This window comes from Streptomyces sp. NPDC014727, from assembly GCF_043083485.1.
Classification (GTDB): domain Bacteria; phylum Actinomycetota; class Actinomycetes; order Streptomycetales; family Streptomycetaceae; genus Streptomyces.
The window spans coordinates 216,205-240,709 of sequence record NZ_JBIBYR010000004.1; the positions used below are offsets into that span (position 1 = coordinate 216,205).

General features: G+C 67.5%; 20 protein-coding genes. 7 read left to right on the forward strand and 13 right to left on the reverse strand.

All coding sequences use genetic code 11. The features are described 5' to 3' along the window. Positions 1-50: 50 nt before the first annotated feature. The 5 genes from ACF1B9_RS09375 to ACF1B9_RS09395 all read right to left on the reverse strand — a co-directional run bounded on the left by ACF1B9_RS09375 (position 51) and on the right by ACF1B9_RS09395 (position 8,222). Positions 51-1,004 (reverse strand): hypothetical protein, encoded by a 954-nt coding sequence (locus tag ACF1B9_RS09375; protein ID WP_391741288.1) that lies wholly within the window; start codon positions 1,002-1,004, stop codon positions 51-53. Next, complete coding sequence (gene sigM, locus ACF1B9_RS09380; RefSeq protein ID WP_391741287.1) at positions 1,001-1,705, reverse strand: RNA polymerase sigma factor SigM; 705 nt, start codon at positions 1,703-1,705, stop codon at positions 1,001-1,003. The genes ACF1B9_RS09375 and sigM overlap by 4 nt, the downstream gene beginning before the upstream one ends. 167 nt (positions 1,706-1,872) lie before the next feature. Then, positions 1,873-3,585 carry a protein kinase family protein gene (locus ACF1B9_RS09385; protein WP_391741286.1) on the reverse strand — a complete coding sequence of 571 codons (1,713 nt, stop codon included), beginning with the start codon at positions 3,583-3,585 and terminating at the stop codon, positions 1,873-1,875. 127 nt (positions 3,586-3,712) lie between these two features. Continuing rightward, positions 3,713-5,875, reverse strand: coding sequence for a murein biosynthesis integral membrane protein MurJ (gene murJ / locus ACF1B9_RS09390; protein ID WP_391741285.1), 2,163 nt, complete (start codon positions 5,873-5,875; stop codon positions 3,713-3,715). Positions 5,876-5,924: 49 nt separating this feature from the next. Beyond that, the gene (locus ACF1B9_RS09395; RefSeq protein ID WP_391741284.1) at positions 5,925-8,222 is read right to left on the reverse strand and encodes a DUF6049 family protein; all 2,298 of its coding nucleotides are present in this window, start codon (positions 8,220-8,222) and stop codon (positions 5,925-5,927) included. A gap of 183 nt (positions 8,223-8,405) precedes the next feature. Between ACF1B9_RS09395 and ACF1B9_RS09400 the strand changes: the two genes are divergently transcribed. Beyond that, on the forward strand, positions 8,406-9,848 hold the full coding sequence (locus tag ACF1B9_RS09400) for a CCA tRNA nucleotidyltransferase (protein WP_391741283.1): 1,443 nt from the start codon (positions 8,406-8,408) through the stop codon (positions 9,846-9,848). 161 nt (positions 9,849-10,009) lie between these two features. Here the strand turns inward: ACF1B9_RS09400 and ACF1B9_RS09405 are convergent, their stop codons facing one another. The 4 genes from ACF1B9_RS09405 to ACF1B9_RS09420 all read right to left on the reverse strand — a co-directional run bounded on the left by ACF1B9_RS09405 (position 10,010) and on the right by ACF1B9_RS09420 (position 13,900). Next, positions 10,010-11,278: an MFS transporter gene (locus ACF1B9_RS09405; protein ID WP_391741282.1), complete on the reverse strand. Its 1,269-nt coding sequence runs from the start codon at positions 11,276-11,278 to the stop codon at positions 10,010-10,012. 123 nt (positions 11,279-11,401) lie between these two features. Further along, positions 11,402-12,484, reverse strand: a complete 1,083-nt coding sequence (locus tag ACF1B9_RS09410; protein ID WP_351072308.1) for an inositol-3-phosphate synthase — start codon at positions 12,482-12,484, stop codon at positions 11,402-11,404. 61 nt (positions 12,485-12,545) lie between these two features. After that, positions 12,546-13,253: a helix-turn-helix transcriptional regulator gene (locus ACF1B9_RS09415; RefSeq protein WP_376286810.1), complete on the reverse strand. Its 708-nt coding sequence runs from the start codon at positions 13,251-13,253 to the stop codon at positions 12,546-12,548. A gap of 515 nt (positions 13,254-13,768) precedes the next feature. Beyond that, entirely contained in the window at positions 13,769-13,900 is a 132-nt protein-coding gene (locus ACF1B9_RS09420) for a hypothetical protein (RefSeq protein ID WP_391741280.1), read from the reverse strand. 153 nt (positions 13,901-14,053) lie between these two features. Here ACF1B9_RS09420 and ACF1B9_RS09425 point away from each other — a divergent pair, with 153 nt between their 5' ends. Both ACF1B9_RS09425 and ACF1B9_RS09430 read left to right on the forward strand, forming a co-directional pair. Then, complete coding sequence (locus tag ACF1B9_RS09425) at positions 14,054-16,354, forward strand: transglycosylase domain-containing protein (RefSeq protein WP_391741518.1); 2,301 nt, start codon at positions 14,054-14,056, stop codon at positions 16,352-16,354. 119 nt (positions 16,355-16,473) lie between these two features. Further along, the gene (locus tag ACF1B9_RS09430; RefSeq protein ID WP_391741279.1) at positions 16,474-17,967 is read left to right on the forward strand and encodes a glycosyltransferase family 87 protein; all 1,494 of its coding nucleotides are present in this window, start codon (positions 16,474-16,476) and stop codon (positions 17,965-17,967) included. A 50-nt stretch (positions 17,968-18,017) separates the two neighbouring features. Here the strand turns inward: ACF1B9_RS09430 and ACF1B9_RS09435 are convergent, their stop codons facing one another. The 3 genes from ACF1B9_RS09435 to ACF1B9_RS09445 all read right to left on the reverse strand — a co-directional run bounded on the left by ACF1B9_RS09435 (position 18,018) and on the right by ACF1B9_RS09445 (position 20,846). Next, positions 18,018-19,049: an alanine racemase gene (locus tag ACF1B9_RS09435; RefSeq protein WP_351076358.1), complete on the reverse strand. Its 1,032-nt coding sequence runs from the start codon at positions 19,047-19,049 to the stop codon at positions 18,018-18,020. A gap of 126 nt (positions 19,050-19,175) precedes the next feature. Continuing rightward, a complete protein-coding gene (locus ACF1B9_RS09440) occupies positions 19,176-20,294 on the reverse strand; it encodes a lipid II:glycine glycyltransferase FemX (protein WP_391741278.1) in 1,119 nt (372 codons plus the stop codon). Positions 20,295-20,531: 237 nt separating this feature from the next. Further along, positions 20,532-20,846 carry a hypothetical protein gene (locus ACF1B9_RS09445; protein ID WP_376275213.1) on the reverse strand — a complete coding sequence of 105 codons (315 nt, stop codon included), beginning with the start codon at positions 20,844-20,846 and terminating at the stop codon, positions 20,532-20,534. 278 nt (positions 20,847-21,124) lie between these two features. Between ACF1B9_RS09445 and rpsF the strand changes: the two genes are divergently transcribed. From rpsF to rplI, 4 genes are all read left to right on the forward strand, one after another. Next, positions 21,125-21,415 (forward strand): 30S ribosomal protein S6, encoded by a 291-nt coding sequence (rpsF, locus tag ACF1B9_RS09450; protein WP_015609864.1) that lies wholly within the window; start codon positions 21,125-21,127, stop codon positions 21,413-21,415. A gap of 74 nt (positions 21,416-21,489) precedes the next feature. After that, complete coding sequence (locus ACF1B9_RS09455) at positions 21,490-22,089, forward strand: single-stranded DNA-binding protein (RefSeq protein WP_351076348.1); 600 nt, start codon at positions 21,490-21,492, stop codon at positions 22,087-22,089. Between the two features lie 43 nt (positions 22,090-22,132). Continuing rightward, positions 22,133-22,369, forward strand: coding sequence for a 30S ribosomal protein S18 (rpsR, locus tag ACF1B9_RS09460; protein WP_003967857.1), 237 nt, complete (start codon positions 22,133-22,135; stop codon positions 22,367-22,369). A gap of 18 nt (positions 22,370-22,387) precedes the next feature. Next, on the forward strand, positions 22,388-22,834 hold the full coding sequence (gene rplI / locus ACF1B9_RS09465) for a 50S ribosomal protein L9 (protein ID WP_351076346.1): 447 nt from the start codon (positions 22,388-22,390) through the stop codon (positions 22,832-22,834). 154 nt (positions 22,835-22,988) lie between these two features. Here rplI and ACF1B9_RS09470 read toward each other — a convergent pair whose 3' ends face one another. Next, entirely contained in the window at positions 22,989-24,323 is a 1,335-nt protein-coding gene (locus ACF1B9_RS09470) for an MATE family efflux transporter (protein ID WP_391741277.1), read from the reverse strand. Positions 24,324-24,505 lie beyond the last annotated feature (182 nt).

Below are 24,505 nucleotides of genomic sequence, written 5' to 3' on the forward strand. Positions count from 1 at the left end.
TCCTACGGGGGATGCATTCCCGCCGTGCCGGGCGGCGTACGGCACGATTCTCAGGGGCGGGCGTAGGCGCGGGTCAGCAGCAGTTTCCCCTTGGCAGCGGGCTTCTCCCCGACGCAGGCCGCGTCGACGACATACGCCTGGACACGCGTCGCGTCGGACGGGTGCGGCAGCACGACCAGGAAGGCGTGCTTTCCTTCGTAGCTGCCTTCTTCCATGGCGAGGGCCGCAGTCGTCCGCCCGATGCCCTGCTCCACACAGGGCGGGACGGGCACGGTGGGCGCGCGCAATGGCATTCGAGGCGACTCGGACGCCGGGGAGTCGCTCTTCGGCGTCGACTGCTCCTCGACGGATGGCGCCTTCTTCTCCGTGTCAGCACTGTCCGAAGTCGAGGGCTTCGCGGCGGCACTCGCAAGCAGCGTGTGCACCTGGTCTTCGAGCGTCGATTCCGAAAAGCCCCCCGCGCTCTTTGCCGTGGAGTCGGAGCTTCGGTCCGCCGCCTTGAGGCCGGCAGCCTCCTGGGACGGCTGAAGGCTCTGCAGTATGAGAACGCTCACACCGACCACGGCCGCACCGAGGGCGGTGCCGAGGACGGCTGCGCGGCGGCGACGTCCGGCCGGTCGGCGTCCAGGGCCGGTCGCTGCCCTTGAATGCCCCGCAGGGCGGTTCGAGGGGCCGGTGGGCTCCGTGCTCGGCTTCTGCGCCACGGAGCGTTCTGTTTCACGTGAAACATGTGCCGTGTCGGCAGGTGCCGTGGTGCGGAGAGCTTCGGCGGCGAGCGCGGCGTCGATGCGGTCGGCGACATCGTCGGGCATGGGCTGTGGTTCTGGCACGGTGCCGAGCAGCCCTCGGATCTCAATGAGGGAGGCATGGACATCACCGCAGAGTGCGCAGCCGTCCACATGACTGCGTACCTCTGCCCCCCGTGACGGTGGGAGCAGCCCTTCCGTGAGGTCGGAGATCTCCGAGACATCCGGGTGCTGGGTCGTGTCGGTCGTTGATGTCATGCGCGCCCACCTCCGCCCTTCACTGCAGCAGGATCGCTTGTCCCGGTGTCTCTCGGCCCCGATGCCGGTGGGACGGACGCGCGTGGCGTCCGGTTCCTTTCCGCGGTGGCTTCATCGGTCTCCGCACTCTCACTGCGGAGGTGAGTGAGCAGAGGGGCCAGCCGGGCCCGGCCCCGGGCACAGCGGCTCTTCACGGTGCCGGTCGGTACGTCGAGGATGCGTGCTGCCTCGGCCACGGGGTACCCCTGCATGTCCACGAGGACGAGTGCGGCACGTTGCTCGGTGGGGAGAGTGGCGAGTGCGGCCAGTAGCTCGCGGTGCAGATCCTGGCGCTCCGCCGGTGCCTCGGCGGACTCGTGCGGGTCGAGGAGCTGCTCGAACCGTTCGGTGTCATTGACCGGTGAGGTCTTGCGGGTGGCTGCCTTGCGGACCCGGTCGAGGCAGGCGTTGACGGTGATGCGGTGCAGCCAGGTGGTGACGGCGGACTGGCCGCGGAAGGTGTGGGCGGCCCGGAAGGCGGAGACCAAGGCGTCCTGGACGGCGTCGGCGGCCTCCTCGCGGTCACCCAGGGTCCGGAGTGCCACGGCCCACAGCCGGTCGCGGTGGCGTCGTACGAGCTCGCCGAAGGCGTCGGGTTCACCGGCCACATGGCGAGCGAGGAGGTCTGAGTCGCTGAGCGGCTCCGACGGCTCGACGGCCACCTCCCCCTCCCTCCCTGTCTCTGCGTCAAGGTGCGTCTGTCTATCACGATTCGTGGGAGCAGGGCAGAGGGCGGAAGATGCACGGCCCGATGTGAGGGTGTGAAGGTGTGCCGACCGGGCCGATGGTGCGAAAGGCCGGTGGGAGGGGCTCCCACCGGCCTGCTGCGTCAGCTGAGCACGGAGATCTCCGAGATCCCGCCCCGGTAGCCGTCGGACGTTCCGTCCGACGGGAGTTCGGTGATGTGGATCAGCACGTAGCGGGTCCGTACGGGCTTGTCCAAGGTCGTCTTCAAGTCGCTGCCCACGGTTTCGAGCTTCGTGAGGCGCTGGGGGAAGTCCGAGAGGGACGACGGGGCGGAAGCGTCGGCATCGGCTGCGAGCACTTCGGCCTTCTGCCCGCTGCGGTACATCGTGACCTTGATTCCGGCGACTCTCTGCACGCTGCCCAGGTCGACGACTATGCCGCTGCCGTCTCTGCGATTCGGAAGGTTGCCGAAGTTCGCGTAGCCCTCGTAGCGCGGAGTGATCCAGGCGGTGCTTGCGTCGCCGTCGATGGCCTTCGGCGCCAGCTCCTGCTTTATCCCCGAGCCATTGGGCATGAACTCTTCGGCACCGGCGATACGCAGCGGCTTGAGCGGGGCCGAGGGCTTGTCGCCGCTTTCCGGGGTGGTCTGTGTGGTGTCGTCGGTCCCCGAGTCCTTGCCTTGGTTCAAGAGCGTCTCGGCGAGTTGCCAGCTGCCGAGGCCCAGGGCGGCAATGAGCAGTGCGGACACCGCCCACTTGAGGACCTTGCCGGTGCGGCTCTGGAGCGGGGCCGGCGGCACGGCGATCACGGGCTGCGTGGCGCCGGGGCTTGCGGTCGGACGTCCGTAGGTGCCCTGCTGGTAGGTCGTGCGCTGATACTCCGGAGGCGCCGTGAAGGTGGGCTCCGGAGGACGGATGCGGGGCATCGCGGCAACGGCCTTGGCCAGCTCGTCCGGGGTGGTGCACGGTTGCTCCTGCCGTGAGGCAGTGGCGCCGTCGTTGGCGAGTGCGCGCATGGAGAGCTCGGACAGGCCCCGATGCACACCGGCCCGCACCTGGTCGGGGGCGATCAGCCCCATTCCCTTGGGCAGCCCGGACAGGCCGTAGGCGTCGGTCTCGTACGGCCAGCGCTGGGTCAGTGCGGCATAGAGCAGGGCACCGATCGCCTCGGTGTCCGCACGCTGGGGGCTTTCGGAGGTGATGCCCCGCAGGGCGGCGTTCACCGCGAGTCCTCGGATGCGGTACTGGCCGGTCGAGCTCCGCAGCACCGCCCCGGGCGTCAGCCTCAGATGCGCGAGCCCTTCTCGGTGCGCGGCTGCCATGGCCTGGGAGACCTGGCTGACGAGCTGGTACGCGTCGTGCGCTTCCATCGGCCCCGAGGCCAGCAGAGAGGTGAGCTCGGTGGCGTCGGGGAGCCACTCGTGGACGACGTAGACGAGGTCGTCCTCCTCCACCGCGTCGAGTACCTGCACGAAGCGCGGGTCGCCGAGCAGGGCGGAGGATCTGGCGGCGGCCAGCACGGAGCGGGCGCGGGGGTGATCGGCCGGGAGCAGATGAACGCCCACCGCGCGGCGCAGTTTCTCGTCGACAGCACGCCAGCTGCTGAATCCGTCCAGACGGGTGACGCACTCCTCAAGCCGGTAACGTCTGGCAAGTTTGTGCCCACTGTGCAGATCAGGGGTCGGCAGGGTGGTTTCGGAGCTGATGCGCTCTCCGTCCGTGTCCTGCGGCTCGGTGCCCGTCGTGTCCTGAGCTTCTGCCGTCCCGTCGGTCGTGGCCTCGTCCGCCTTGGCGGTCAGCGGTTCATCACCGCTGTTGTCGGCCACGTCGACGGCAGCCGTGCTACGTTCCGCCACCGTCGTTCCTGCCTCCCCATCCGTTGCGCGATGCCAGCCAGCTCTGCACAGTCACGCCAATTGTGCCCACACTCCGGCGCTATGCACGACACGCCAGGGGCGGTGATGGTTGTGCGGCCGGTGATCCTCAGCGCCCGAGGCGTCCTCGGACCATGCCGACCATGCCGTTGATCTCTTCGATCCGCATCCGCTTGGCTGCCACGAAGAAGACGCCCAGCAGAACGGCCCCACCACAGATCAGCGCGACGAGTGACCCGAAGGCTCCTTCGCCGAGGCCCAGAAGAACCGCGAAGCCCACGCCACCACCGAGTACGGCCGCCGGGACGGCGGCCAGGCACAGGCGGGCGTAGGTGCGTACGACGTGGGCGCCGTCCAGGTCGCCGCCCAGCCGGTTGCGCAGCCGTCGCCAGGCGATGCCCACACCGACGGCGTAGGCGAGTCCGTACGAGGCGGCCATGCCGACCACGGCCCACTGGGCCGGCAGAACCACGTAGCAGAGGGCCGAGGCGGCCGCGTTGACCGCGGCGACGATGACGGTGTTGTAGAAGGGCGTCCGGGTGTCCTCGTAGGCGTAGAAGCCACGCAGCACCACGTACTGCACCGAGTACGGGATCAGGCCGAGACCGAAGGCCATGAGGATGTAGCCCATGGAGCGAGCGGCTTCGGTGCCCGCGGAGGCGTACAGCAGGGTGCACATCGGCAGGCCGAGGGCGAGGAACGTGAAGGCCACCGGCACGATCGCCACGGCGGAGTTCCGCAGCCCCTGGGAGATGTCGTCGCGGACGGCGCCCGGGTCGTCGTCATGGGCGGCGCGGGAGATGCGGGGAAGCAGGGCCGCCATGACCGACACGGTGATGATCGCCTGCGGCATGCCCCAGATGAGCTGGGCGTTGGAGTACGCGAGGAAGCCGGTGCCGTCCTTGCCGGACAGCTTGCCCGCCGATGTCGCGAGCTGGGTGACGACGATCACCCCGGCCTGGTTGGCCAGGACGAACAGGACGGTCCACTTGGCCAGCTTGACCGTTTTGCCGAGCCCGTGTCCCTTCCAGTCGAAGCGCGGGCGGAAGCGGAAGCCGGCCTCGCGCAGATACGGGATCATGGCCAGGGCCTGGACGATCAGACCGAGCAGGGTGCCGATGCCCAGGAGCCGGACGCCCTCCGGCGGGATCGTCTGCACACCCATCTGGGATTCGGCGGAGGTGCCGTAGACCCAGATGAACATGCCGAACGTGAAGATCATGACGATGTTGTTGAGGACCGGGGTCCACATCATCGCGCCGAACCTGCCGCGGGCGTTGAGGATCTGGCCCATCACGACGTGCACGCCCATGAAGAAGATGGTGGGCAGGCAGTACCGGGCGAACGTCACGGCGACGCTGTTGGCGGCCGCGTCCCCGGCGATCGTCGGCGACATCATGTGGATCAGCCACGGAGCGGCGAAGACGGCGATGGCGACGATGACACCGAGCGCGACCATGACCAGGGTCAGCAGCCGGTTGGCGTAGGCCTCGCCGCCGTCCTCGTCGTCCTTCATGGAACGGACGAGCTGGGGAACGAAGACCGAGTTCAGCCCGCCACCGACGGTGAGGATGTAGATCATCGTCGGCAGTGTGTAGGCGATGGTGAAGCTGTCGCCGAGCAGGGCAGCACCGAGCGCGGCGGTGATCACCAGGCTGCGGACGAAGCCGGTGAGCCGGGACACGAGCGTGCCGGCCGCCATCACGGCACTGGACTTCAGCAGGCCGGATGCCCGGCCGCCGGACTTCGGCGGTGCGGGTGCCGGGGCCGGCTCGGGCTCGGCCGGAACGGACGGCGGTCCGGCCGGACCCTCCTGGTCCCGGAACAGGTGCGCGAAGGCGTCCTGCTGCTCCCGGTCGTCGTCGGATGCCTGGCTGACGAGGTCGTCGACCCCGACGAACTGGGTGGTCGCCGGGTTGTCGCCGTACGGCAGGTGCCGCGACGGCCCGTCGGGCTCGGGCGGCGGGGTCTGCGCCCAGATGCGCGGGTCGGGTGCGTACTGCGCCGCGGGCGGCTGCTGGTACAGCGGCTGGGGCTGCTGGTAGGTGCCAGGAGGCGGCGGCGGGTGCGCGGCGCGGTCGTACAGCGCCTCGTTCACCGGGTCCTGGACGGACAGATCCTGGGCCCGGTAGGGGTCGTAGTCGTACGCGGCCTGCAGGTACGGATCGGGCGTCGGCGGAACCTGGCCCTGTCCGGGAGGCGGCGCGGGCCCATCGCCAGACCCGGCTCCGCCCGCACCCTGACCGCGGTCACCGTCGTACGGCGCGTTCATCGAAACCCCACCTCATCGTCCCCGGCCGACCGGCCACGACAGACATCGCTCAACGTTCCACTTTCTCACCCGGGCCCGACGGCGCCCCGCTTTCCGGACCGGTGTCCGGCGTCGGGTCACTCGGCTGCTCTGGTCCGCTGCCGTTGTCCCCGGCCGCACCGCCCGCGTTGGCACGCTTGCGGTGGGTGTACATCCTGATGCCCGCGAGAACCAGAAGCAGCAGCCCGCCGGCGATCACCAGCAGCACGGTCGGGGTGAGCTCGGAGACCTTCACGGTGAAGGTCATCTCTTCGCCGTACGGCGTGCCGTCCTCGGTGTAGAGCTGTGCGGTCATCTGCACCTGGCCGTTGACATTGGCCGCGGCGTCGAACTTCACGGACTGGCTGTGACCGCCGGCGATCCGGATCGGCTGCTCCGCCACGGCTCCGCCGCTGTTCAGCTTGAGCCGTGTGGCGTTCTCCGACTTCAGCCGGAGGACCAGATGGTCCACACCCTGCAACAGCCGGTTCTGCACCGTTACCGGGATCGTGGCGCTGCGGCCGGACAGGGTGACGTCCGACTTCGAGATGAGCTGGACCTCGTTGACGAGACCCTGCAGATAGGTGCGTACCGAGTCCCGGTACTGCTGGGCCTTCAGCGGGCTGCCGCGCCACGACGTCGACATGGACCGGTTGATCGCATTGCCGAAGGGGGTGACCACCCGCTCGGGGTGGGTGAGGATGACCTGAAAGTCGTTGAGCGAGACCTGGGTGGACTTGATGTCCTGGAACGCCTGGGTGGGCAGTTCCTGGCTGCGGAGCTTCTTCGGATACTGGAACGACCCGGGGACGCCGGTCGTCGCGTCCGCGTCGGGCTTCGCCTCGGCCGCGTCCACGAGCCCGAGGGGCTGCGTCCAGCGCTCGTCGTCGAGGGCGTGCAGGGCGCCGGCCATCGACTGGGCCTGGGCGACCGTCGGCATCCGCTGCGGTGCGACGACGATGCTCCGTTCCGTGTCGGTGTCCTGTTCCGTCAGAGCGAGGGTCAGAGCGAGGAACTTCTGCACGGCGAGGGTGGAGTTCCCCGCCGTCGACATGTTGCCCTGGAAGGCCGTGGAGAGCCGGGCGTCCGAGACCACCGCGGTGGTGCCGCCACCGATCGGACGGGCTGCGGTCGGCGTGTACGGCAGACCGCCGGTCTCCTGGAGGCTGTCGCTGCGGGCGATCACCTTGTGGGCGCCGGCCGAGGTGGCGACATCGACGATCGACGGGTCGATCGCCCCGTCGACGGGCCAGGCGAAGTCCGTCGACGGTTTCACGTGCAGGATGGTCTCCACCGTCGTCCCAGCCACCTCGGTGGCGGTCTGCAGGTGGCTGAGGGTGCCCGACACATTCTTGCCGCGGTGCGCGATGGACGCGAGATCGGGGTCGCCGAACGGCAGTGCGACGACCTTGCCGTCCGACACCGCGGCCTCCAGCGAGGCGAGCCATTTCTTGGCGACGGCCTGGTTCTTCCCGGCGACGGTGGTGTCGCCGGACTTGACGCGGTAGTTCCGCGCCATCGCGTCGACACTGGCCAGCAGATCCGGGTCGATGACCCACGTCACGGGCAACTGGCTGCCCAACGAGACCATCTGTTCGAGACGGCCGCCCGGGGCGAGCTCGGTGGCCAGTTCGTCGTCGGCGAACACGGGGGTCTGCTGATCGTCGGAACCGGTCTCCGCAGTGACATGGGCCGACGCGATGAGCGGCCAGAGATAGGTGATCTTCGTCCTGGAATCGCGCTGCTCCTCCTGCCAGGGCAGGAAAGTGCGCTGGATCCCCAGCACATGGTCGTAGCGGGCCCGGGAGGTCTGTCCCGACAGCGAGACACCGAGCTCGTAGACGCCGTCGTCGCCGAGCCCCAATTTGTCGACCGGGACGGACAGCGTGAAGTCCTGGCTGATTCCGGCAGGGAGCTTGGCGAACTTCACCGTGTACTTCCCGCCGAGCGGAGCGGGCTCGGTGCCGGGGACGTACCCGGTGTGCTTGGCGGCGGTGTCGATCGACGCCCTGCTGTAGAGCTTCGGGCCCACCCGCAGGTCGACCTCCGCCTGCGTGATCGTCTCCTTGCCACGGTTGGTCACGGTGCCGGAGACGGTCAGGGTGTCCCCCTTCACCGGTGCGCTCGGAGCGAGGGAGTCCAGGGAGACCTTCACCGTCTCCGAGCCGGTGGGGGCCCGGGTCGTCCCGTCGGCCGGTGCGGCGGGCGCCGCCGTACCGGCCAGCAGTGCGGCGACGAGCGGCGCCCCGATGATCAAGGAGGCTGTGCGCCGCAGCCATCGACGGGCAGGAGACGGACCGATCTCCTGGATGTCTGCCGCCTCGGCCACGCGCCTACCCGTCCCTCGTCGTCGTCGGTTGGTGTCGATGGTTGTCGGTTGCTGCGTCCCCGCATGGTAACGATGTGCGTGGGCACCAAGTGCTGCGGAGTCCGCTACATGATCGGAAGAGTCTCGCAGGGCGGGACGAAACCAGGGCGACCGGGCCGGTCCGGGCACGTACCCTTTTCTGTTGTGTCGAACGCCAAAGAAGACAGCCCCAGTGCCCTGACCCAGGTGCAGCACCGCGCAGTCAGCGAACTGCTGCGGGTGTCACCGGTCGCCGACGACCTCGCACGCCGTTTCCAGGATGCCGGATTCAGTCTCGCCCTGGTCGGCGGCTCGGTCCGCGACGCACTCCTCGGCAGGCTCGGGAACGACCTGGACTTCACTACCGACGCCCGCCCCGAGGCGGTGCTGAAGATCGTCCGTCCGTGGGCAGACTCGGTATGGGAGGTCGGGATCGCCTTCGGCACGGTGGGCGCCCAGAAGGACGGCTACCAGATCGAAGTGACGACATACAGGTCGGAGGCGTACGACAGGACCTCGCGCAAGCCCGAGGTGTCCTACGGCGACTCCATCGAGGAAGACCTCGTCCGTCGTGACTTCACAGTCAACGCGATGGCCGTCGCGCTCCCGCAGAAGGACTTCATCGACCCTCACGGCGGTCTTGAGGACCTGGCCGAGCGTGTACTGCGCACTCCCGGCACACCCGAGGAGTCCTTCTCGGACGATCCGCTGCGCATGCTGCGTGCTGCTCGCTTCGCGGCGCAGCTGGACTTCGACGTCGCCCCCGATGTGGTCACGGCGATGACGGAAATGTCCGGGCGTATCGAGATCGTCTCCGCCGAACGGGTCCGGGAGGAGTTCAACAAGCTGCTTCTGTCCGCTCGCCCCCGCAAGGGGCTGGCGCTGCTGGTCGACACAGGGCTGGCACAGCACGTACTGCCCGAGCTCCCCGCCCTTCGCCTGGAGAGTGATGAGCATCACCGTCACAAGGATGTCTACGAGCACTCGCTGACCGTCCTGGAGCAAGCGATCGACCTGGAGGAGGGCGGTCCCGATCTGGTCCTGCGTCTGGCCGCCCTCCTTCATGACATCGGCAAGCCGAGGACGCGACGCTTCGAGAAGGACGGGCGCGTCTCCTTCCATCACCACGAGGTGGTGGGCGCCAAGATGGTCAAGAAGCGGATGACCGAGCTCAAGTACTCCAACGACATGGTCAAGGACGTCTCGAAGCTCGTGGAGCTTCATCTGCGTTTCCACGGCTATGGCGACGGAGAGTGGACCGACTCCGCGGTGCGCCGGTACGTACGTGACGCGGGCCCCCTGCTGGAGCGGCTGCACAAGCTGACCCGATCGGACTGCACCACGCGCAACAAGCGCAAGGCCGCTGCCCTCTCAAGGATCTATGACGGGCTTGAGGAGCGCATCGCTCAGCTCCAGGAGAGGGAGGCGCTGGACGCCATCCGGCCCGACCTGGACGGCAACGAGATCATGAAGACCCTGGGGATCGGACCTGGGCCGGTGATCGGCAAGGCGTATGCGTTCCTGCTGGAGCTGCGACTGGAGCATGGGCCCATGGAGCATGACGAGGCGGTCGGGAAGCTCAAGCAATGGTGGGCCGGGCAGAACTGAGGCCGGTGGCGGTGCAGCCAGTGGCCGAACGGCGGCTGTGCTCATGTTTCACGTGAAACATGAGCACGAACGCGACCGGGACCCGGTATGACGAGGGGTGCTGTTTCACGTGAAACAGCACCCCTCGTCATCTCTGAACGTCGGCGCTGCGACCGGAACAACTAGAGCGTCCTATCGGCTCGGCTCCAGCGGAAGAGCAGTAGTGCGGCGACCGCATAGAGGACGGCCACGCCGGTCACCAGTACGGCCGACTGCCCATCAGGAGGCAGCATCAGGGCGGAGACTGCGGCGGCGCCCACGAACGCCACGTTGAACAGCACGTCGTAGAGGGAGAAGACCCGGCCGCGAAAAGTGTCGTCCACCCAGGTCTGCACCACCGTGTCCGTCGTGATCTTCGCCCCCTGGGTGACGAGTCCGAGGACGAACGCCGCCGCGAGTATCGGTGCGGGAACGAACCACAACCCCAGTGCGGGTTCGAGGACGGCCGCCGTCGCCGCGCACACGGCCATCCAACGGAACCGGCCGAGCCGCCCTACCGCCCAAGGCGTCACCACGGCCGCCGCGAAGAATCCCGCTCCGGAGATTCCCACCGCCAGCCCGAGGAGGGCCAGGCCCTCGGATTCGCTGTCGGACCAGGCGTACCGGCTCAACATCAACACCATCACGGTGAGCGCCCCGTAGCAGAAGCGGAGCACGGTCATGGCGGCCAGTGCCCGGGTGGCTTGCCTCCGCTCCGCCAGATGGCGCAGCCCGTCCGCAAGACCCCGGGCGGTGATGGCCAGCGCCTTCCCCAGCCGGATGCGGTGCCCGTCCTGATCCGGGCCCAGGAGCCCGGTGGCAAGGCTCAACGAGACCAGCGCCGAAGCGAGATAGAGCGCGGCGCCCAGCAAGACCACCGCCGCATCGGAATCGGCGAGTACCAGCCGCACGATGAAGGCGAGTCCGCCGCCGGCCGTGGCGGCGAGCGTGCCCGCGGTCGGTGAGAGTGAATTCGCCAGCACCAGCCGGTCCCTGTCGACGACTCGCGGCAGTGCGGCCGAGAGTCCGGCCAGCACGAAACGGTTGACCGCGGTGACGCACAGCGCCGAGGTGTAGAAGAGCCAGTCGGGTGCGGAGCCGAGGATCAGGAGTGCGGTGCAGCAGGCGAGTGCGGCGCGCAGCAGATTGCCGTACAGAAAGACCTGGCGTCGTGGCCAGCGATCCAGCAGGACGCCGGCGAACGGGCCGACGAGCGAGTAGGGCAGCAGCAGCACAGCCATCGCGGAGGCGATGGCCCCCGCCGATGCCTGTTTCTCCGGGGAGAAGACGACATGTGCCGCCAGCGCCACCTGGTAGACGCCGTCGGCCGACTGGGAAAGAAGTCGTACGGCGAGCAGACGACGGAAGTTCCGCAGGCGCAGAAGTACGCGCAGATCACCTACGACGGGCATGTGCTCAAGAGTCACATACGTTGAGGGTCCCTGGGCGGATTACCCAGGGACCCTCAACGGTTCGGAACGGGAGGAGCGTTGCCGCTCATCACCGTTCACGCCGACGCGCCGTGTCCGGTCGCGTCAGTTGGAGACCTCGCCCCTGATGAACTTCTCGACGTTCTCGCGGGCCTCGTCGTCGAAGTACTGGACCGGCGGGGACTTCATGAAGTACGAGGACGCGGAGAGGATCGGGCCACCGATGCCGCGGTCCTTGGCGATCTTCGCGGCGCGGACGGCGTCGATGATGACACCGGCGGAGTTCGGGGAGTCCCAGACCTCCAGCTTGTACTCCAGGTTCAGCGGAACGTCACCGAAGGCGCGGCCCTCAAGGCGCACGTACGCCCACTTGCGGTCGTCCAGCCAGGCCACGTAGTCCGACGGGCCGATGTGGACGTTGTCCGCACCGAGCTCGCGGTCGCGGATCTGGGAGGTGACGGCCTGCGTCTTGGAGATCTTCTTCGACTCCAGGCGCTCACGCTCGAGCATGTTCTTGAAGTCCATGTTGCCGCCGACGTTCAGCTGCATCGTGCGGTCCAGGATGACGCCCCGGTCCTCGAACAGCTTCGCCATCACGCGGTGCGTGATGGTGGCGCCGACCTGCGACTTGATGTCGTCGCCGACGATCGGGACACCGGCCTCGGTGAACTTGTCCGCCCACTCCTTGGTACCGGCGATGAAGACCGGGAGAGCGTTGACGAACGCGACCTTGGCGTCGATGGCGCACTGGGCGTAGAACTTCGCGGCGACCTCGGACCCGACCGGCAGGTAGCAGACGAGAACGTCGACCTTGCGGTCCTTGAGGACCTGGACGACGTCGACCGGGGCCTCGGCCGACTCCTCGATGGTCTGGCGGTAGTACTTGCCCAGGCCGTCGTGGGTGTGGCCACGCTGGACGGTGACGCCGGCGTTCGGCACGTCGCAGAGCTTGATGGTGTTGTTCTCGCTGGCGCCGATGGCGTCCGCGAGGTCGAGTCCGACCTTCTTCGCGTCGACGTCGAAGGCGGCGACGAACTCGACGTCCCGCACGTGGTAGTCGCCGAACTGGACGTGCATCAGACCGGGCACCTTGCCGGCCGGATCGGCGTCCTTGTAGTACTCGACGCCCTGGACCAGCGAGGCGGCGCAGTTGCCCACGCCGACGATGGCTACGCGAACCGAACCCATTCCGGTTGCTCCCTGTGTGTAATGGATGTTCCCGATGAAGCCCCGCGGTTCTGCGGGGACCTCACTTTGAGGTGTCGTCGGACGGATCCGGCGGGGTGTCACCCCGGTGCCGGGGCAGGCCGTCCGTCTCTCCTGCTGTGTTCTGCTGAGCTTCGCTCCCGGGCGAGGATCGTCGCTGATCCCGTCCCGACCGCTCGCTCTCGATGAGCTCGTTCAGCCAGCGCACTTCGCGCTCCACGGATTCCATGCCGTGTCGCTGCAGCTCAAGCGTGTAGTCGTCGAGGCGCTCGCGTGTGCGGGCCAGAGAGGCGCGCATCTTCTCCAGGCGCTCCTCCAGGCGGCTGCGCCGGCCTTCCAGCACCCGCATCCGCACCTCGTGCTCCGTCTGACCGAAGAAGGCGAAACGAGCTGCGAAGTGCTCGTCCTCCCAGGAGTCGGGGCCGGTGTGCGAGAGCAGCTCCTCGAAGTGCTCCTTACCTTCTGCCGTCAGCCGGTAGACGATCTTGGCGCGGCGCCCGGCCAGTGAGGAGGCGGGGGCGACCGAGCGGCCGGCGGCGGGCGGAAGATCGGCCGGGGCGCTGCCCGGCTCCTCGATCAACCAGCCGTTGGCGACCAGCGTCTTGAGGCAGGGGTAGAGGGTGCCGTAACTGAAGGCGCGAAAGATCCCCAACGAAGTGTTGAGGCGTTTGCGCAGCTCGTACCCGTGCATCGGAGATTCGCGGAGCAGACCGAGAACGGCGAATTCGAGGATGCCTGAGCGTCTGCTCAAGTTCGCCTCCTCCTTCTCCGCGCTTCACCGAGTGCTCCTGCGGAGCCCTGTGCCGAGTCGATGTACCGAGCTGATGTATCGACTCGATACATCACGACGATAGATCGGTCGCCGCTCTGCGACAAGAGGGGTCATCGTGAACGGCGTCACATCGTGAATTCGTAGGCACCGACTTGCGCTGTTTGAGGTGAAGTTCGGCCCTAGGGGGGTTTTGGCCGTGCGTAGTCTGTCCGGCATGCAGAACACCGGGAACCGCGAGACGCGCATACGCGTCGGTTTTCGCGGACTGGCCGGATGCACTGCGGACGAGCCCGTCGCAGGGCTGGTCCGCAATTCGGGGGACCGGATCTCAACTGCCGCTTCCAGGCGCTCTCGCCTGCCCGAGGAGTAGTCGTTCCATGAGCGAGCACCGTCGCAAAACGCCGCAACCGCAAGGTGGGGGGCGTGCAGCGGCCAGACGAGCCGCCCAGCAGTCCTCAGGACGCCGCGCTCCGTCACGCGGAGTAACATCAGAATCACCTTCCGGTGCGGATGGCGGTGACAGTCCGTACGGCGGGCGCGCGGCGGCCAGACGGGCCGCCCAGCGCGGCGGCGGGAGCCGTGGCGGTGGCGGTGGTCGTCGTCGTGGTGGCGGCGACGGTGGACACGAGGGGCCGGGCAGGGGGCGTGGCCGCGGTGGCCAGGGTCCTGTCAAGAAGCGCTTCATCGACTACCCGCGCGCCGGGAAGTACGGCTTTCGGCGCTGGTTGCCGTCGTGGAAGCTCGCCTCCGGTCTCTGTGTCGGTTTCCTCGGCCTGCTCATGGGGTTCGCCGGTCTCGCCTACGCGATGGTCGGCATGCCCGACGTGAAGGCCACCGCGAAAGCGCAGAACAACGTCTACTTCTGGGACGACGGCACGCAGATGGTCGCCACCGGCGGTGAGGTCAACCGCCAGGAGATCGGCTACGAGCAGATCCCCGCAGCCATGCGGAACGCGGTCATCTCGGCCGAGAACAAGTCCTTCGACCATGACCACGGCATCGACCCCATGGGCATCGCCCGTGCCCTGTACAACATGGCCAGTGGCGGCCAGACCCAGGGTGGCTCCACGATCACCCAGCAGTACGTGAAGAACTCGCGTCTGTCCCAGGAGCAGACCCTGAGCCGGAAGTTCGAAGAACTCTTCATCACGCTCAAGGTCGCCAACGAGATGGACAAGAAGGACGTCATCAGGGACTACCTCAACATCTCGTACTACGGGCGAGGTGCGTGGGGGATCCAAGCGGCGGCCCGCACGTACTACGACAAGGACGCCAAGGACCTGAACCCGAGCGAGTGCGCCTTCCTGGCCACGCTGCTCAAAGGCGCGACCTACTTCGACCCGGCGGGTGTTCCCGAGATCGATGAAGTGCAGGCCACCAAGGCGAAGAACACCGTACGAGCCAAGAAGCGCTGGGAGTGGATCCTCGACGAAGAGGTGAAGGACAACCGCCTCTCGGCGACGGAGCGCGCCAAGTACACCAAGTTCCCGATGCCCAAGCCGCCGAGGAAGAACGCCCAGCTGGGCGGTCAGACCGGCTACCTGGTCGACCTCGCCAAGAAGTACTTCCTCAACAACAACGACCAGGGCGTCACAGCGGAAAAGCTCGCCCAGGGTGGCTACGAGATCCACACCACCTTCAACAAGAAGAAGGTCAAGGAGCTCGACGCCGCAGTCCAGAAGGTCTACGACAACAAGATCAATCCGAAGCAGCGCCCCGAAACGGACACCCATGTCCAGTTCGGTGGCGGGTCGGTGAACCCCAAGACCGGTGCCATCGTGGCGATCTACGGCGGTGAGGACGCGACCAAGCACTACACCAACAACGCCGATCCCACCGGTGCGCAGGTCGGCTCGACCTTCAAGCCGTTCGTGCTGGCGGCGGCGATGGAGTACGGCAGGCGCGATCCCTCGCTCCCTGCGGACCAGGCCGACGCGCAGCGTGAGAAGGTCTCGCCGCTGAGCATCTACAACGCCGACGACAAGCTGAAGATCAAGAAGTACAACGGCGAGATCTGGACGGACGAGAACGGCAAGGAGTGGCTGCAGGCCAACGACGGCCATGAGTCGAAGGGCAACATCACCCTTCGTGAGGCGATGCAGTGGTCCGCCAACTCCCCCTACGTACAGCTGGGTATGGACGTCGGCACCGACAAGGTGAAGGACGTCGCCATCGCCGCGGGGCTCAAGGACGACAACAACATGGCCAATTCGAATGTGCCGTCGTTCTCCATCGGTACGTCCTCGCCCAGTGCGATCCGTATGGCCGGCGCGTACGCGACCTTCGCCGACAGCGGAATGCAGCGCGAACCCTACTCGGTCAACGAGGTGAAGCACCGGGGCGAAGTCATCTACCGGCACAAGGACGCCAGCAAGCGCGCCTTCGAGGCGGCCATCGCCGACAACGTCACCGACGTCCTGAAGAACGTCGTCGAGAAGGGAACCGGTACCCCCGCACAGCTCCCAGGCCGCGACGTGGCGGGCAAGACGGGTACGACGGACGACAACAAGTCGGCCTGGTTCGTCGGCTACACCCCCCAGCTGTCGACGGCCATCAGCATGTACCGGCTGGACGACAACGAGAAGAACGCGAACCGCAAGTTCGAGAAGATGTACGGGACGGGCGGTGAGAAGACGATCCACGGTGCTTCGTTCCCGGCCCAGATCTGGCACGACTACATGGCGGGCGCGCTGCAGGGTCAGCCGGCCCTGACCTTCCCGGAGCCCACGCCGATCGGTGAGACGGTCTACGGTGGCGGCGCGCAGAGCCCCAAGCCGACGCCCACGATGGAGGTGTCACCGACGCCGACCATGGAGGCGTCCGAGTCGCCCTCGCCCCCCCCGTCCCCGCCCACGCCCGACCCCAGTGAGACCTGCAGCGCATGGGACCCGAACTGCCGGAACAGCAACGGCGGAACCAGTACTGGTGCTGCGAACGGCGGAGATGGCGGCGGCCCCGGTACCGACCCGTCGACATCCGCCTCGCCACCGGTCGGCGGCAACGGGAACGGTAATGGGAACGGCAACGGGAACGGGAATGGGAACGGGAACGGTGGAATCTTCGGAGGTCCGGCCGGTTAGCGGCTCCCCTGCCGGGTAGACAGACGATCCAGCCGGCTGGATTCCCGTCGAGGGCCGTCGCACCACATGGTGCGACGGCCCTCGACGTTTCCACAGCCCCGTACGGCAGGATGAGCGGCATGCCAAGCCGAGAAGACACGAGTGTGGACCAGACACGGCCTGTTGTGCGGCCCACGCACCAGGACGAGATCGCCGAGGCCGGCAGCGAGCTGATCGGCGGGCCGTCGGGGCGCTGGACACGGCTCGGCACCACGGCACTCACGCCCGTGGGCGTCATCGCGCTGGTGGCTGTCGGGATGTTCGCGCTCGGCATGGTGCAGAAGCTGCCTTGTTACAACTGGGCGTGGTTCAGAGGCGCCGGTTCGCAGTACACGCACGCCTGCTACTCGGACATTCCGCATCTCTATGTCGCACGTGGCTTCTCCGACGGCCTCGTCCCGTACTTCGACCGGCTGGCCGGCGACATGCAGTACCTGGAGTACCCCGTTCTGACGGGCGTGTTCATGCAGATCGCGTCCTGGCTGACACCGGGCGGAGACGTTCAGCACCGTGAGCAGATGTACTGGATGGTCAACGCCGGCATGCTGATGATCTGTGCCGTGATCATCGCCGTCTGTGTCGCCCGTACCCACCGGCGCCGCCCCTGGGACGGGCTGCTGGTGGCCCTCGCGCCCGCCTTCGCGCTCACCGCGACGATCAACTGGGACCTGCTGGCCGTCGCGCTGACGGCCGCGGCGATGCTCATGTGGTCCCGGAAGCGGGCGCTGGCGTTCGGCATCCTCATCGGGCTGGCCACGGCCGCGAAGCTGTATCCCGTGTTCCTGCTGGGGCCCCTCCTCGTCCTGTGCTGGCGGGCGGGCAAGTGGCGGGAGTTCGGCCTGGCGACGCTCGGGGCGGCAGGCTCCTGGCTGGTGGCGAACCTGCCGGTGATGATCTTCGCGCCCGAGGGTTGGAGCAAGTTCTACACGTTCAGCGAGGAACGGGGCATCGATTTCGGCTCCTTCTGGCTGATCATCACCCAGCGCACCGGCATGTCCATCGAGACGTCGACGGTCAATCACGTCTCCGAACTGCTGATGGTCCTGCTGTGCGCGGGCATCGCCGCACTGACGCTGACGGCTCCGCGCAGGCCGCGCTTCGCGCAGCTCGCCTTTCTCGTCGTCGCCGCGTTCATCCTCGTCAACAAGGTCTATTCACCGCAGTACGTGCTGTGGCTGATTCCCCTGGCCGTCCTGGCCAGGCCGCGGTGGCGCGACTTCCTCATCTGGCAGGCCTGCGAGGTCATGTACTTCCTGGGCATCTGGATGTACCTCGCGTACACGACGAGCGGGGACAAGCACCAGGGTCTGCCCACGGAGGGGTATCAGTTGGCGATCGCCCTGCATCTGCTGGGCACGCTGTACCTCTGCGCCGTGGTCGTGCGGGACATCCTGGTGCCGGAGCGGGACGTCGTACGGCGCGACGGGTCGGACGATCCGTCCGGCGGGGTGCTCGACGGCTCCCCGGACGTGTTCGTGCTGGGCCGGGCGGCGCATCCGCCGCGGTATGCCCAGTCCGCCGTCGAAGGGCCGCGGGTGGACTGGGGCGCGGCGCACGGCCCCGCCGCCGACTGATCCGGCTCTCTCCGGGGCCGGAGCCCACGGAGAGAGCCATCGGAACCTTCCTAGCGGTCGACGAGGCGGTCGAACTGGGTGGTCGTGTGCCGCAGATGGGCCACCAGCTCGTCACCGACCTTCGGCTCCTGCGCGTCCGAGGGAACGAACAGGATCGACACCTGCATGTGCGGCGGTTCGGCGAACCAGCGCTGCTTGCCCGCCCAGACGAACGGGGACAGGTTGCGGTTGACCGTGGCCAGACCCGCCCGTGCGACACCCTTGGCGCGCGGCATCACCCCGTGCAGGGCCTTCGGGGCCTCCAGCCCCACACCGTGCGACGTACCGCCCGCGACGACCACCAGCCAGCCGTCCGAGGCGGCCTTCTGCTGGCGGTAGCCGAAGCGGTCACCCTTGACGACAGGTGTGACGTCCAGAACGGCGCCCCGGTACTCCGTCGCCTCGTGGTCGCCGAGCCACAGACGGGTACCGATGCGGGCGCGGAAGCGGGTCTGCGGGAACTGCTGCTGCAGCCGGCCCAGCTCCTCGGCGCGCAGATGGCTGACGAACATGGTGTGCAGCGGCAGCCTGGCGGCGCGGAGCCGGTCCATCCAGGCGATCACTTCCTCGACCGCGTCCGAGCCGTCCGTGCGGTCCAGCGGCAGGTGCAGGGCGAAGCCTTCGAGGCGTACGTCCTCGATGGCGGCGTGCAGCAGCCCGAGCTCCTCCTCCTTGACACCGTGGCGCTTCATCGAGCTCATGCACTCGATGACGACCCGCGCGCCCACCAGGGCGTGCACTCCGTCCACGGAGGAGACGGACCGGATGACACGGTCGGGCAGCGGCACCGGCTCCTCGCCCCGGCGGAACGGGGTGAGGACCAGCAGATCGCCGCTGAACCAGTCCTTGATGCGGGCCGCCTCGTAGGTGGTGCCGACGGCGAGCGTGTCGGAGCCGAAGCGGATGGCCTCGTCGGCGAGCCGCTCGTGACCGAAACCGTATCCGTTGCCCTTGCAGACCGGGACGAGGCCGGGGAACTGGTCGAGGACGGATTTCTGGTGCGCCCGCCAGCGCGCGGTGTCGACGTAGAGGGAGAGCGCCATGGCCGGTCCGGAACCTTTCTGGTGGCTGCGGTGGATCAGAGGTGTGCGGGGCTTTGTGGGGTGCCTGTCGGGCCGAAGTCCCCATTGAAACGAATGAAGCCGGTTTCGTCAGCGGGACGACGCGTATCAGCGACGCGACATGTAGATGTCGAGCGCCTTGTGCAGCAGCTTGTTGAGCGGGAAGTCCCACTCGCCGAGGTACTCGGCAGCCTGCCCACCGGTGCCCACCTTGAACTGGATCAGACCGAAGAGGTGGTCGGTCTCGTCCAGCGAGTCGGAGATGCCGCGCAGGTCGTAGACGGTGGCCCCCATGGCGTACGCGTCGCGCAGCATCCGCCACTGCATCGCGTTCGAGGGGCGGACCTCGCGCTTGTGATTGGCGGACGCGCCGTACGAGTACCAGACGTGGCCGCCGACGATCAGCATGGTCGCGGCCGCGACGTTCTCGCCCTCGTGCCGGGCGAAGTACAGCCGCATCCGGTTGGGGTCCTCGTTGTTGAGGGCGGTCCACATGCGCTGGAAGTAGCCCAGGGGCCGCGGCCGGAAGTGGTCGCGCTCCGCCGTGATCTCGTACAGCCGCTGCCACTCGGCGAGCTCCGCGTAGCCACCCTGCACGACCTCGACGCCGGCCTTCTCGGCCTTCTTGATGTTGCGCCGCCACAGCTGGTTGAAGCCCTTGTGGACGTCTTCGAGCGACCGGTTCGCCAGCGGCACCTGGAAGACGTAGCGCGGCTGCACGTCACCGAATCCGGCGCCGCCGTCCTCGCCCTGCTGCCAGCCCATCTTCCTCAGCCGGTCCGCGACCTCGAAGGCACGCGGTTCGATGTGGGTGGCCTCGACATCGCGCAGCCGCTTCACGTCCGGGTCCTGGATCCCCGACTTGATGGCGGTCGCGTCCCAGCGGCGGATGATGACCGGCGGGCCCATCTTCACGGAGAAGGCGCCCTGCTGCTTGAGATGCGTCAGCATCGGCTGCAGCCAGTCGTCCAGGTTCGGGGCGTACCAGTTGATGACCGGGCCCTCGGGCAGATAGGCGAGATACCGCTTGATCTTGGGCAGCTGCCGGTAGAGCACCAGGCCGACGCCGACGAGCTGTTCGTTCTTGTCGAACCAGCCCAGGCTTTCCGAGCGCCACTCGGCTTTCACATCTGCCCATGCCGGGACCTGCATGTGACTCGCCGCGGGCAGATTCTGGATGTAAGCCAGATGCTGCTCTCGGCTGATGGTCCTCAGGGTCAGGCTCATGCGGGGCGCTCCTCGGCAGGTGTGTCCCCATCGGTCAGGGGCTCCGGCTCTCGCGCCGAAGCCTACTGCGACCGGGGAGCGCCCCGTCTGGCCCTGTGCCACCTTGCCGATTCGTCCCGCCGGGGCCCGGGCGGCCCGGCCCCTGCACGGGGAGCGGCGCCAGGTCCCTGCGAGGGCCCTCACGCCGACTCATCTGTCCGGATCTGTCTGGTTGTGTGTGGTTGTTTCTTTCTTGAATCAGCCCACTATGCCGCCGAAGAGGCCGCCGTGAGCCATGCCCAGGAAGAACCCGATGGCGGACGCGCCCATGCCGATGATCAGCGGGAACCTCTCGCGCGTGGTCGCCGACACGTACTGCCCGTACGCGGCGGTGAGGATTCCGATCAGCCCGGCCCACGAACTGATCAGGTGCAGGTTGTGGAACATCGCCGTCACGAAGGCGAGCGCACCGAGCACCAGGGTCACCGCGACCAGGGTCTCCTGGAGCGGATGCTTCTTGCCGTCCGTGGCGAGAAGCGAGACGCGGGGACGGGGTCGAACTGCCTGTGCCATGGAGTACCTCCTGGCCGAAAGGCGGCGCCTCGTGGCGCCGCTCACACCCGATGTGTCCAGATTGCGTCTCCCGAGCACCGGATTTCAACCGGAAGCGGGTGTGCGGGTAGTCTGTAACGTCTGCACCGGTGTCTGCCCAGGCCAACACTGCGGCTCCCTTCAGGAGGAGGGCGTTGTCAGTGGTGGCTGTTCTACTCGGAGACACTGTTGCTCACGCATCACGACCCTCCTGCCACGGAACGACCGTGGCCGCTGAGTCCAAAGGAGGTGGGTTCCACATGCGTCACTACGAGGTGATGGTCATCCTCGACCCCGATCTCGAGGAGCGCGCTGTCTCCCCGCTGATCGAGAACTTCCTCTCCGTCGTCCGTGAGGGCAACGGAAAGGTCGAGAAGGTCGACACCTGGGGCCGTCGTCGTCTCGCTTACGAGATCAAGAAGAAGCCCGAGGGCATCTACTCGGTCATCGACCTGCAGGCCGAGCCTGCGGTCGTCAAGGAGCTCGACCGCCAGATGAACCTGAACGAGTCGGTCCTCCGGACCAAGGTCCTCCGTCCCGAGATCCACTGAGCATCTAGCTCAGTGGTCATCGGGTTCGAGTAGCAGCAAGCAGCCAGAAGCAATCCCCGCCGAGAGGTTCACCCATGGCAGGCGAGACCGTCATCACGGTCGTCGGCAATCTCGTCGACGACCCCGAGCTGCGCTTCACCCCGTCCGGTGCGGCAGTCGCGAAGTTCCGTGTCGCGTCCACTCCCCGCATCTTCGACCGGCAGACCAACGAGTGGAAGGACGGCGAAGGCCTGTTCCTCACCTGCTCGGTCTGGCGGCAGGCGGCGGAGAACGTCGCCGAGTCGCTCCAGCGAGGCATGCGCGTTGTCGTGCAGGGCCGGCTGAAGCAGCGGTCGTACGAAGACCGCGAGGGCGTCAAGCGCACGGTCTATGAGCTGGACGTCGAGGAAGTCGGCCCCAGCCTCAAGAACGCCACGGCCAAGGTCACCAAGACCACCGGTCGCGGTGGTCAGGGCGGCCAGGGTGGATACGGCGGTGGCCAGCAGGGCGGAGGCGGTTGGGGCGGCGGTCCCAGCGGCGGTGGCCAGCAGGGTGGTGGCGGCGCTCCCGCCGACGACCCGTGGGCCACGAGCGCGCCGTCCGGCGGCCAGCAGGGCGGGGGCCAGCAAGGAGGCGGTTGGGGCGGAAGCTCCGGCGGTTCCGGCGGCGGCTACTCGGACGAGCCTCCCTTCTAGGGCAGCTCGTACCCCCACTTCTTGATCACACAGGAGAAACACCATGGCGAAGCCGCCTGTGCGCAAGCCTAAGAAGAAGGTCTGCGCGTTCTGCAAGGACAAGACCCAGTACGTGGACTACAAGGACACGAACATGCTGCGGAAGTTCATTTCCGACCGTGGCAAGATCCGTGCCCGCCGCGTGACCGGCAACTGCACGCAGCACCAGCGTGACGTCGCCACGGCAGTCAAGAACAGCCGTGAGATGGCGCTGCTGCCCTACACGTCCACCGCGCGATAAGGGAAGGGTGACCGAAACATGAAGATCATCCTCACCCACGAGGTCTCCGGCCTCGGCGCTGCGGGCGACGTCGTCGACGTCAAGGACGGGTACGCCCGTAACTACCTGGTTCCGCGTGGCTTTGCCATCCGCTGGACCAAGGGTGGCGAGAAGGACGTGGCGCAGATCCGCCGCGCCCGCAAGATCCACGAGATCGCCACGATCGAGCAGGCCAACGAGGTCAAGACGAAGCTTGAGGCCGTCAAGGTCCGCCTGGCCGTTCGCTCCGGCGAAGCCGGTCGCCTCTTCGGCTCCGTGACCCCGGCCGACATCGCCTCGGCGATCAAGGCTGCCGGTGGCCCGGACGTCGACAAGCGTCGCGTCGAGCTCGGCTCGCCGATCAAGACGCTCGGCGGACACCAGGTGTCCGTGCGTCTGCACCCCGAGGTCGCTGCAAACCTCGGTATCGAGGTTGTTGCTGCCTAAGGGCACAGCTCACCAGAGCAGGTGAAGGGCCGTACCCCGAGGGGTACGGCCCTTCACTGTTCGGCTTCGTTGATCCGCGTCTCCGTTTTTCCACGGTTCTGCAGTCCGGCGGTTCGGCGGTTTCACGTGAAACGGGGGTGCCGCTCGGTGGTGCTCAACGGGTGGCGCCGGTGACGATCCACTTGCCCGATCGAGTGCGCAGCCAGAGCGTCATCATGCGGACGGCCATCATCAGCGCCATCGCCCACCACAAGGCAGTCAGGCCGCCGAAGCTCGGCACCAGCAGGGCGACCGGGGCGAAGACGGCCAGGGTCACGAGCATGGCCCATGCCAGATACCGACCGTCTCCGGCGCCCATCAGCACCCCGTCCAGGACGAAGACCACGCCGGCGATCGGCTGAGACAGCGCCACCACCAGCAGCGCCGGAAGCAGGGTGCCCTGAACCGACTGGTCATCCGTGAACAGGGGCACGAACAGCGGTCGGGCAAGGACGATGAGCGCCCCGAACACCACTCCGGAGACGATGCCCCACTGCACCATGCGGTGGCATGCCTCTCGTGCGCCCCGGGCGTCGTCTGCTCCCAGATAGCGACCGATGATGGCTTGCCCTGCGATGGCGATGGCGTCGAGCGCGAAGGCCATCAGGCTCCAGAGCGAGAGAATGATCTGGTGCGCGGCGATCTCGGTGTCGCCGAGGCGGGCGGCCACTGTTGTGGCGATCATCAGGACGGCACGGAGCGACAGCGTGCGGACGAGCAGGGGAACGCCGGCCTGGGCGCTGGCCCTGATGCCGGCGGCATCGGGACGCAGCGACGCCCCATGTCGACGTGCCCCCCGGACCACCACGACCAGATAGGCGGCGGCCATGGAGATCTGGGCGATCACTGTTCCCCAGGCCGATCCCGCGATGCCGAGCCCGGCACCGTAGACGAGTCCCGCGTTGAGGGCCCCGTTGGCCGCGAAGCCCCCGATGGCGACATAGAGCGGGGTTCTGGTGTCCTGTAGGCCACGGAGTACACCGGTTGCGGCCATCACCACGAGCATGGCCGGGATACCGAGACTGGAGATCCTCAGATAGGTGATCGCGTAAGGGGCGGCAGTGTCGGACGCGCCGAAGACGTGCACGAGCCACGGGGCCGTGGGGAGCGCGACGGCGATGACACCTGTGCCGAGCAGAAGGGCCAGCCAGATTCCGTCCATGCCCTGTCGGATCGCGGAGGCCGGATCGCCCGCTCCGACCCGACGCGCCACTGCCGCGGTGGTGGCATACGCGAGAAAGACAAAGACGCTGACGGCGGTCGTCAGCAGCGCCGCGGCGACGGCCAGACCGGCCAGCTGCGGTGTGCCCAGATGACCGACGATGGCGCTGTCGACCATCACGAAGAGAGGCTCGGCGACGAGTGCACCGAAGGCAGGGACGGCGAGCGAGATGATCTCGCGGTCGTGCCGTCGACGACTGGGCGGCGAGGTTGCCGGGGCCTGGGTCATAGGGGCCAATCTAATCTTCCACAGGTAATAGATGCAATGCGCTAGCACTCCTTACATTTGCTGGCGGGCGGGGTTCTCCTGCGCGCTGTTTGTCGTGATCTTGAGCTGAGTTGAAAAGTTTTTCTCCCCCACAGCCCGTGGATGGAGAAAGTCCAGGTCAGGGGGATGGTGGGGAGGGTGCT

What these genes read in the sequence shown, in the direction of transcription:
- ACF1B9_RS09375 (WP_391741288.1), bottom strand. Translation starts at nt 1,004, where the DNA reads ATGACATCAACGACCGACACGACCCAGCACCCGGATGTCTCGGAGATC.
- murJ (WP_391741285.1), bottom strand. Translation starts at nt 5,875, where the DNA reads ATGAACGCGCCGTACGACGGTGACCGCGGTCAGGGTGCGGGCGGAGCC.
- ACF1B9_RS09405 (WP_391741282.1), bottom strand. Translation starts at nt 11,278, where the DNA reads ATGCCCGTCGTAGGTGATCTGCGCGTACTTCTGCGCCTGCGGAACTTC.
- ACF1B9_RS09410 (WP_351072308.1), bottom strand. Translation starts at nt 12,484, where the DNA reads ATGGGTTCGGTTCGCGTAGCCATCGTCGGCGTGGGCAACTGCGCCGCC.
- ACF1B9_RS09425 (WP_391741518.1), top strand. Translation starts at nt 14,054, where the DNA reads ATGGGGTTCGCCGGTCTCGCCTACGCGATGGTCGGCATGCCCGACGTG.
- ACF1B9_RS09430 (WP_391741279.1), top strand. Translation starts at nt 16,474, where the DNA reads ATGCCAAGCCGAGAAGACACGAGTGTGGACCAGACACGGCCTGTTGTG.
- ACF1B9_RS09435 (WP_351076358.1), bottom strand. Translation starts at nt 19,049, where the DNA reads ATGGCGCTCTCCCTCTACGTCGACACCGCGCGCTGGCGGGCGCACCAG.
- ACF1B9_RS09440 (WP_391741278.1), bottom strand. Translation starts at nt 20,294, where the DNA reads ATGAGCCTGACCCTGAGGACCATCAGCCGAGAGCAGCATCTGGCTTAC.
- ACF1B9_RS09445 (WP_376275213.1), bottom strand. Translation starts at nt 20,846, where the DNA reads ATGGCACAGGCAGTTCGACCCCGTCCCCGCGTCTCGCTTCTCGCCACG.
- rpsF (WP_015609864.1), top strand. Translation starts at nt 21,125, where the DNA reads ATGCGTCACTACGAGGTGATGGTCATCCTCGACCCCGATCTCGAGGAG.
- ACF1B9_RS09455 (WP_351076348.1), top strand. Translation starts at nt 21,490, where the DNA reads ATGGCAGGCGAGACCGTCATCACGGTCGTCGGCAATCTCGTCGACGAC.
- rpsR (WP_003967857.1), top strand. Translation starts at nt 22,133, where the DNA reads ATGGCGAAGCCGCCTGTGCGCAAGCCTAAGAAGAAGGTCTGCGCGTTC.
- rplI (WP_351076346.1), top strand. Translation starts at nt 22,388, where the DNA reads ATGAAGATCATCCTCACCCACGAGGTCTCCGGCCTCGGCGCTGCGGGC.
- ACF1B9_RS09470 (WP_391741277.1), bottom strand. Translation starts at nt 24,323, where the DNA reads ATGACCCAGGCCCCGGCAACCTCGCCGCCCAGTCGTCGACGGCACGAC.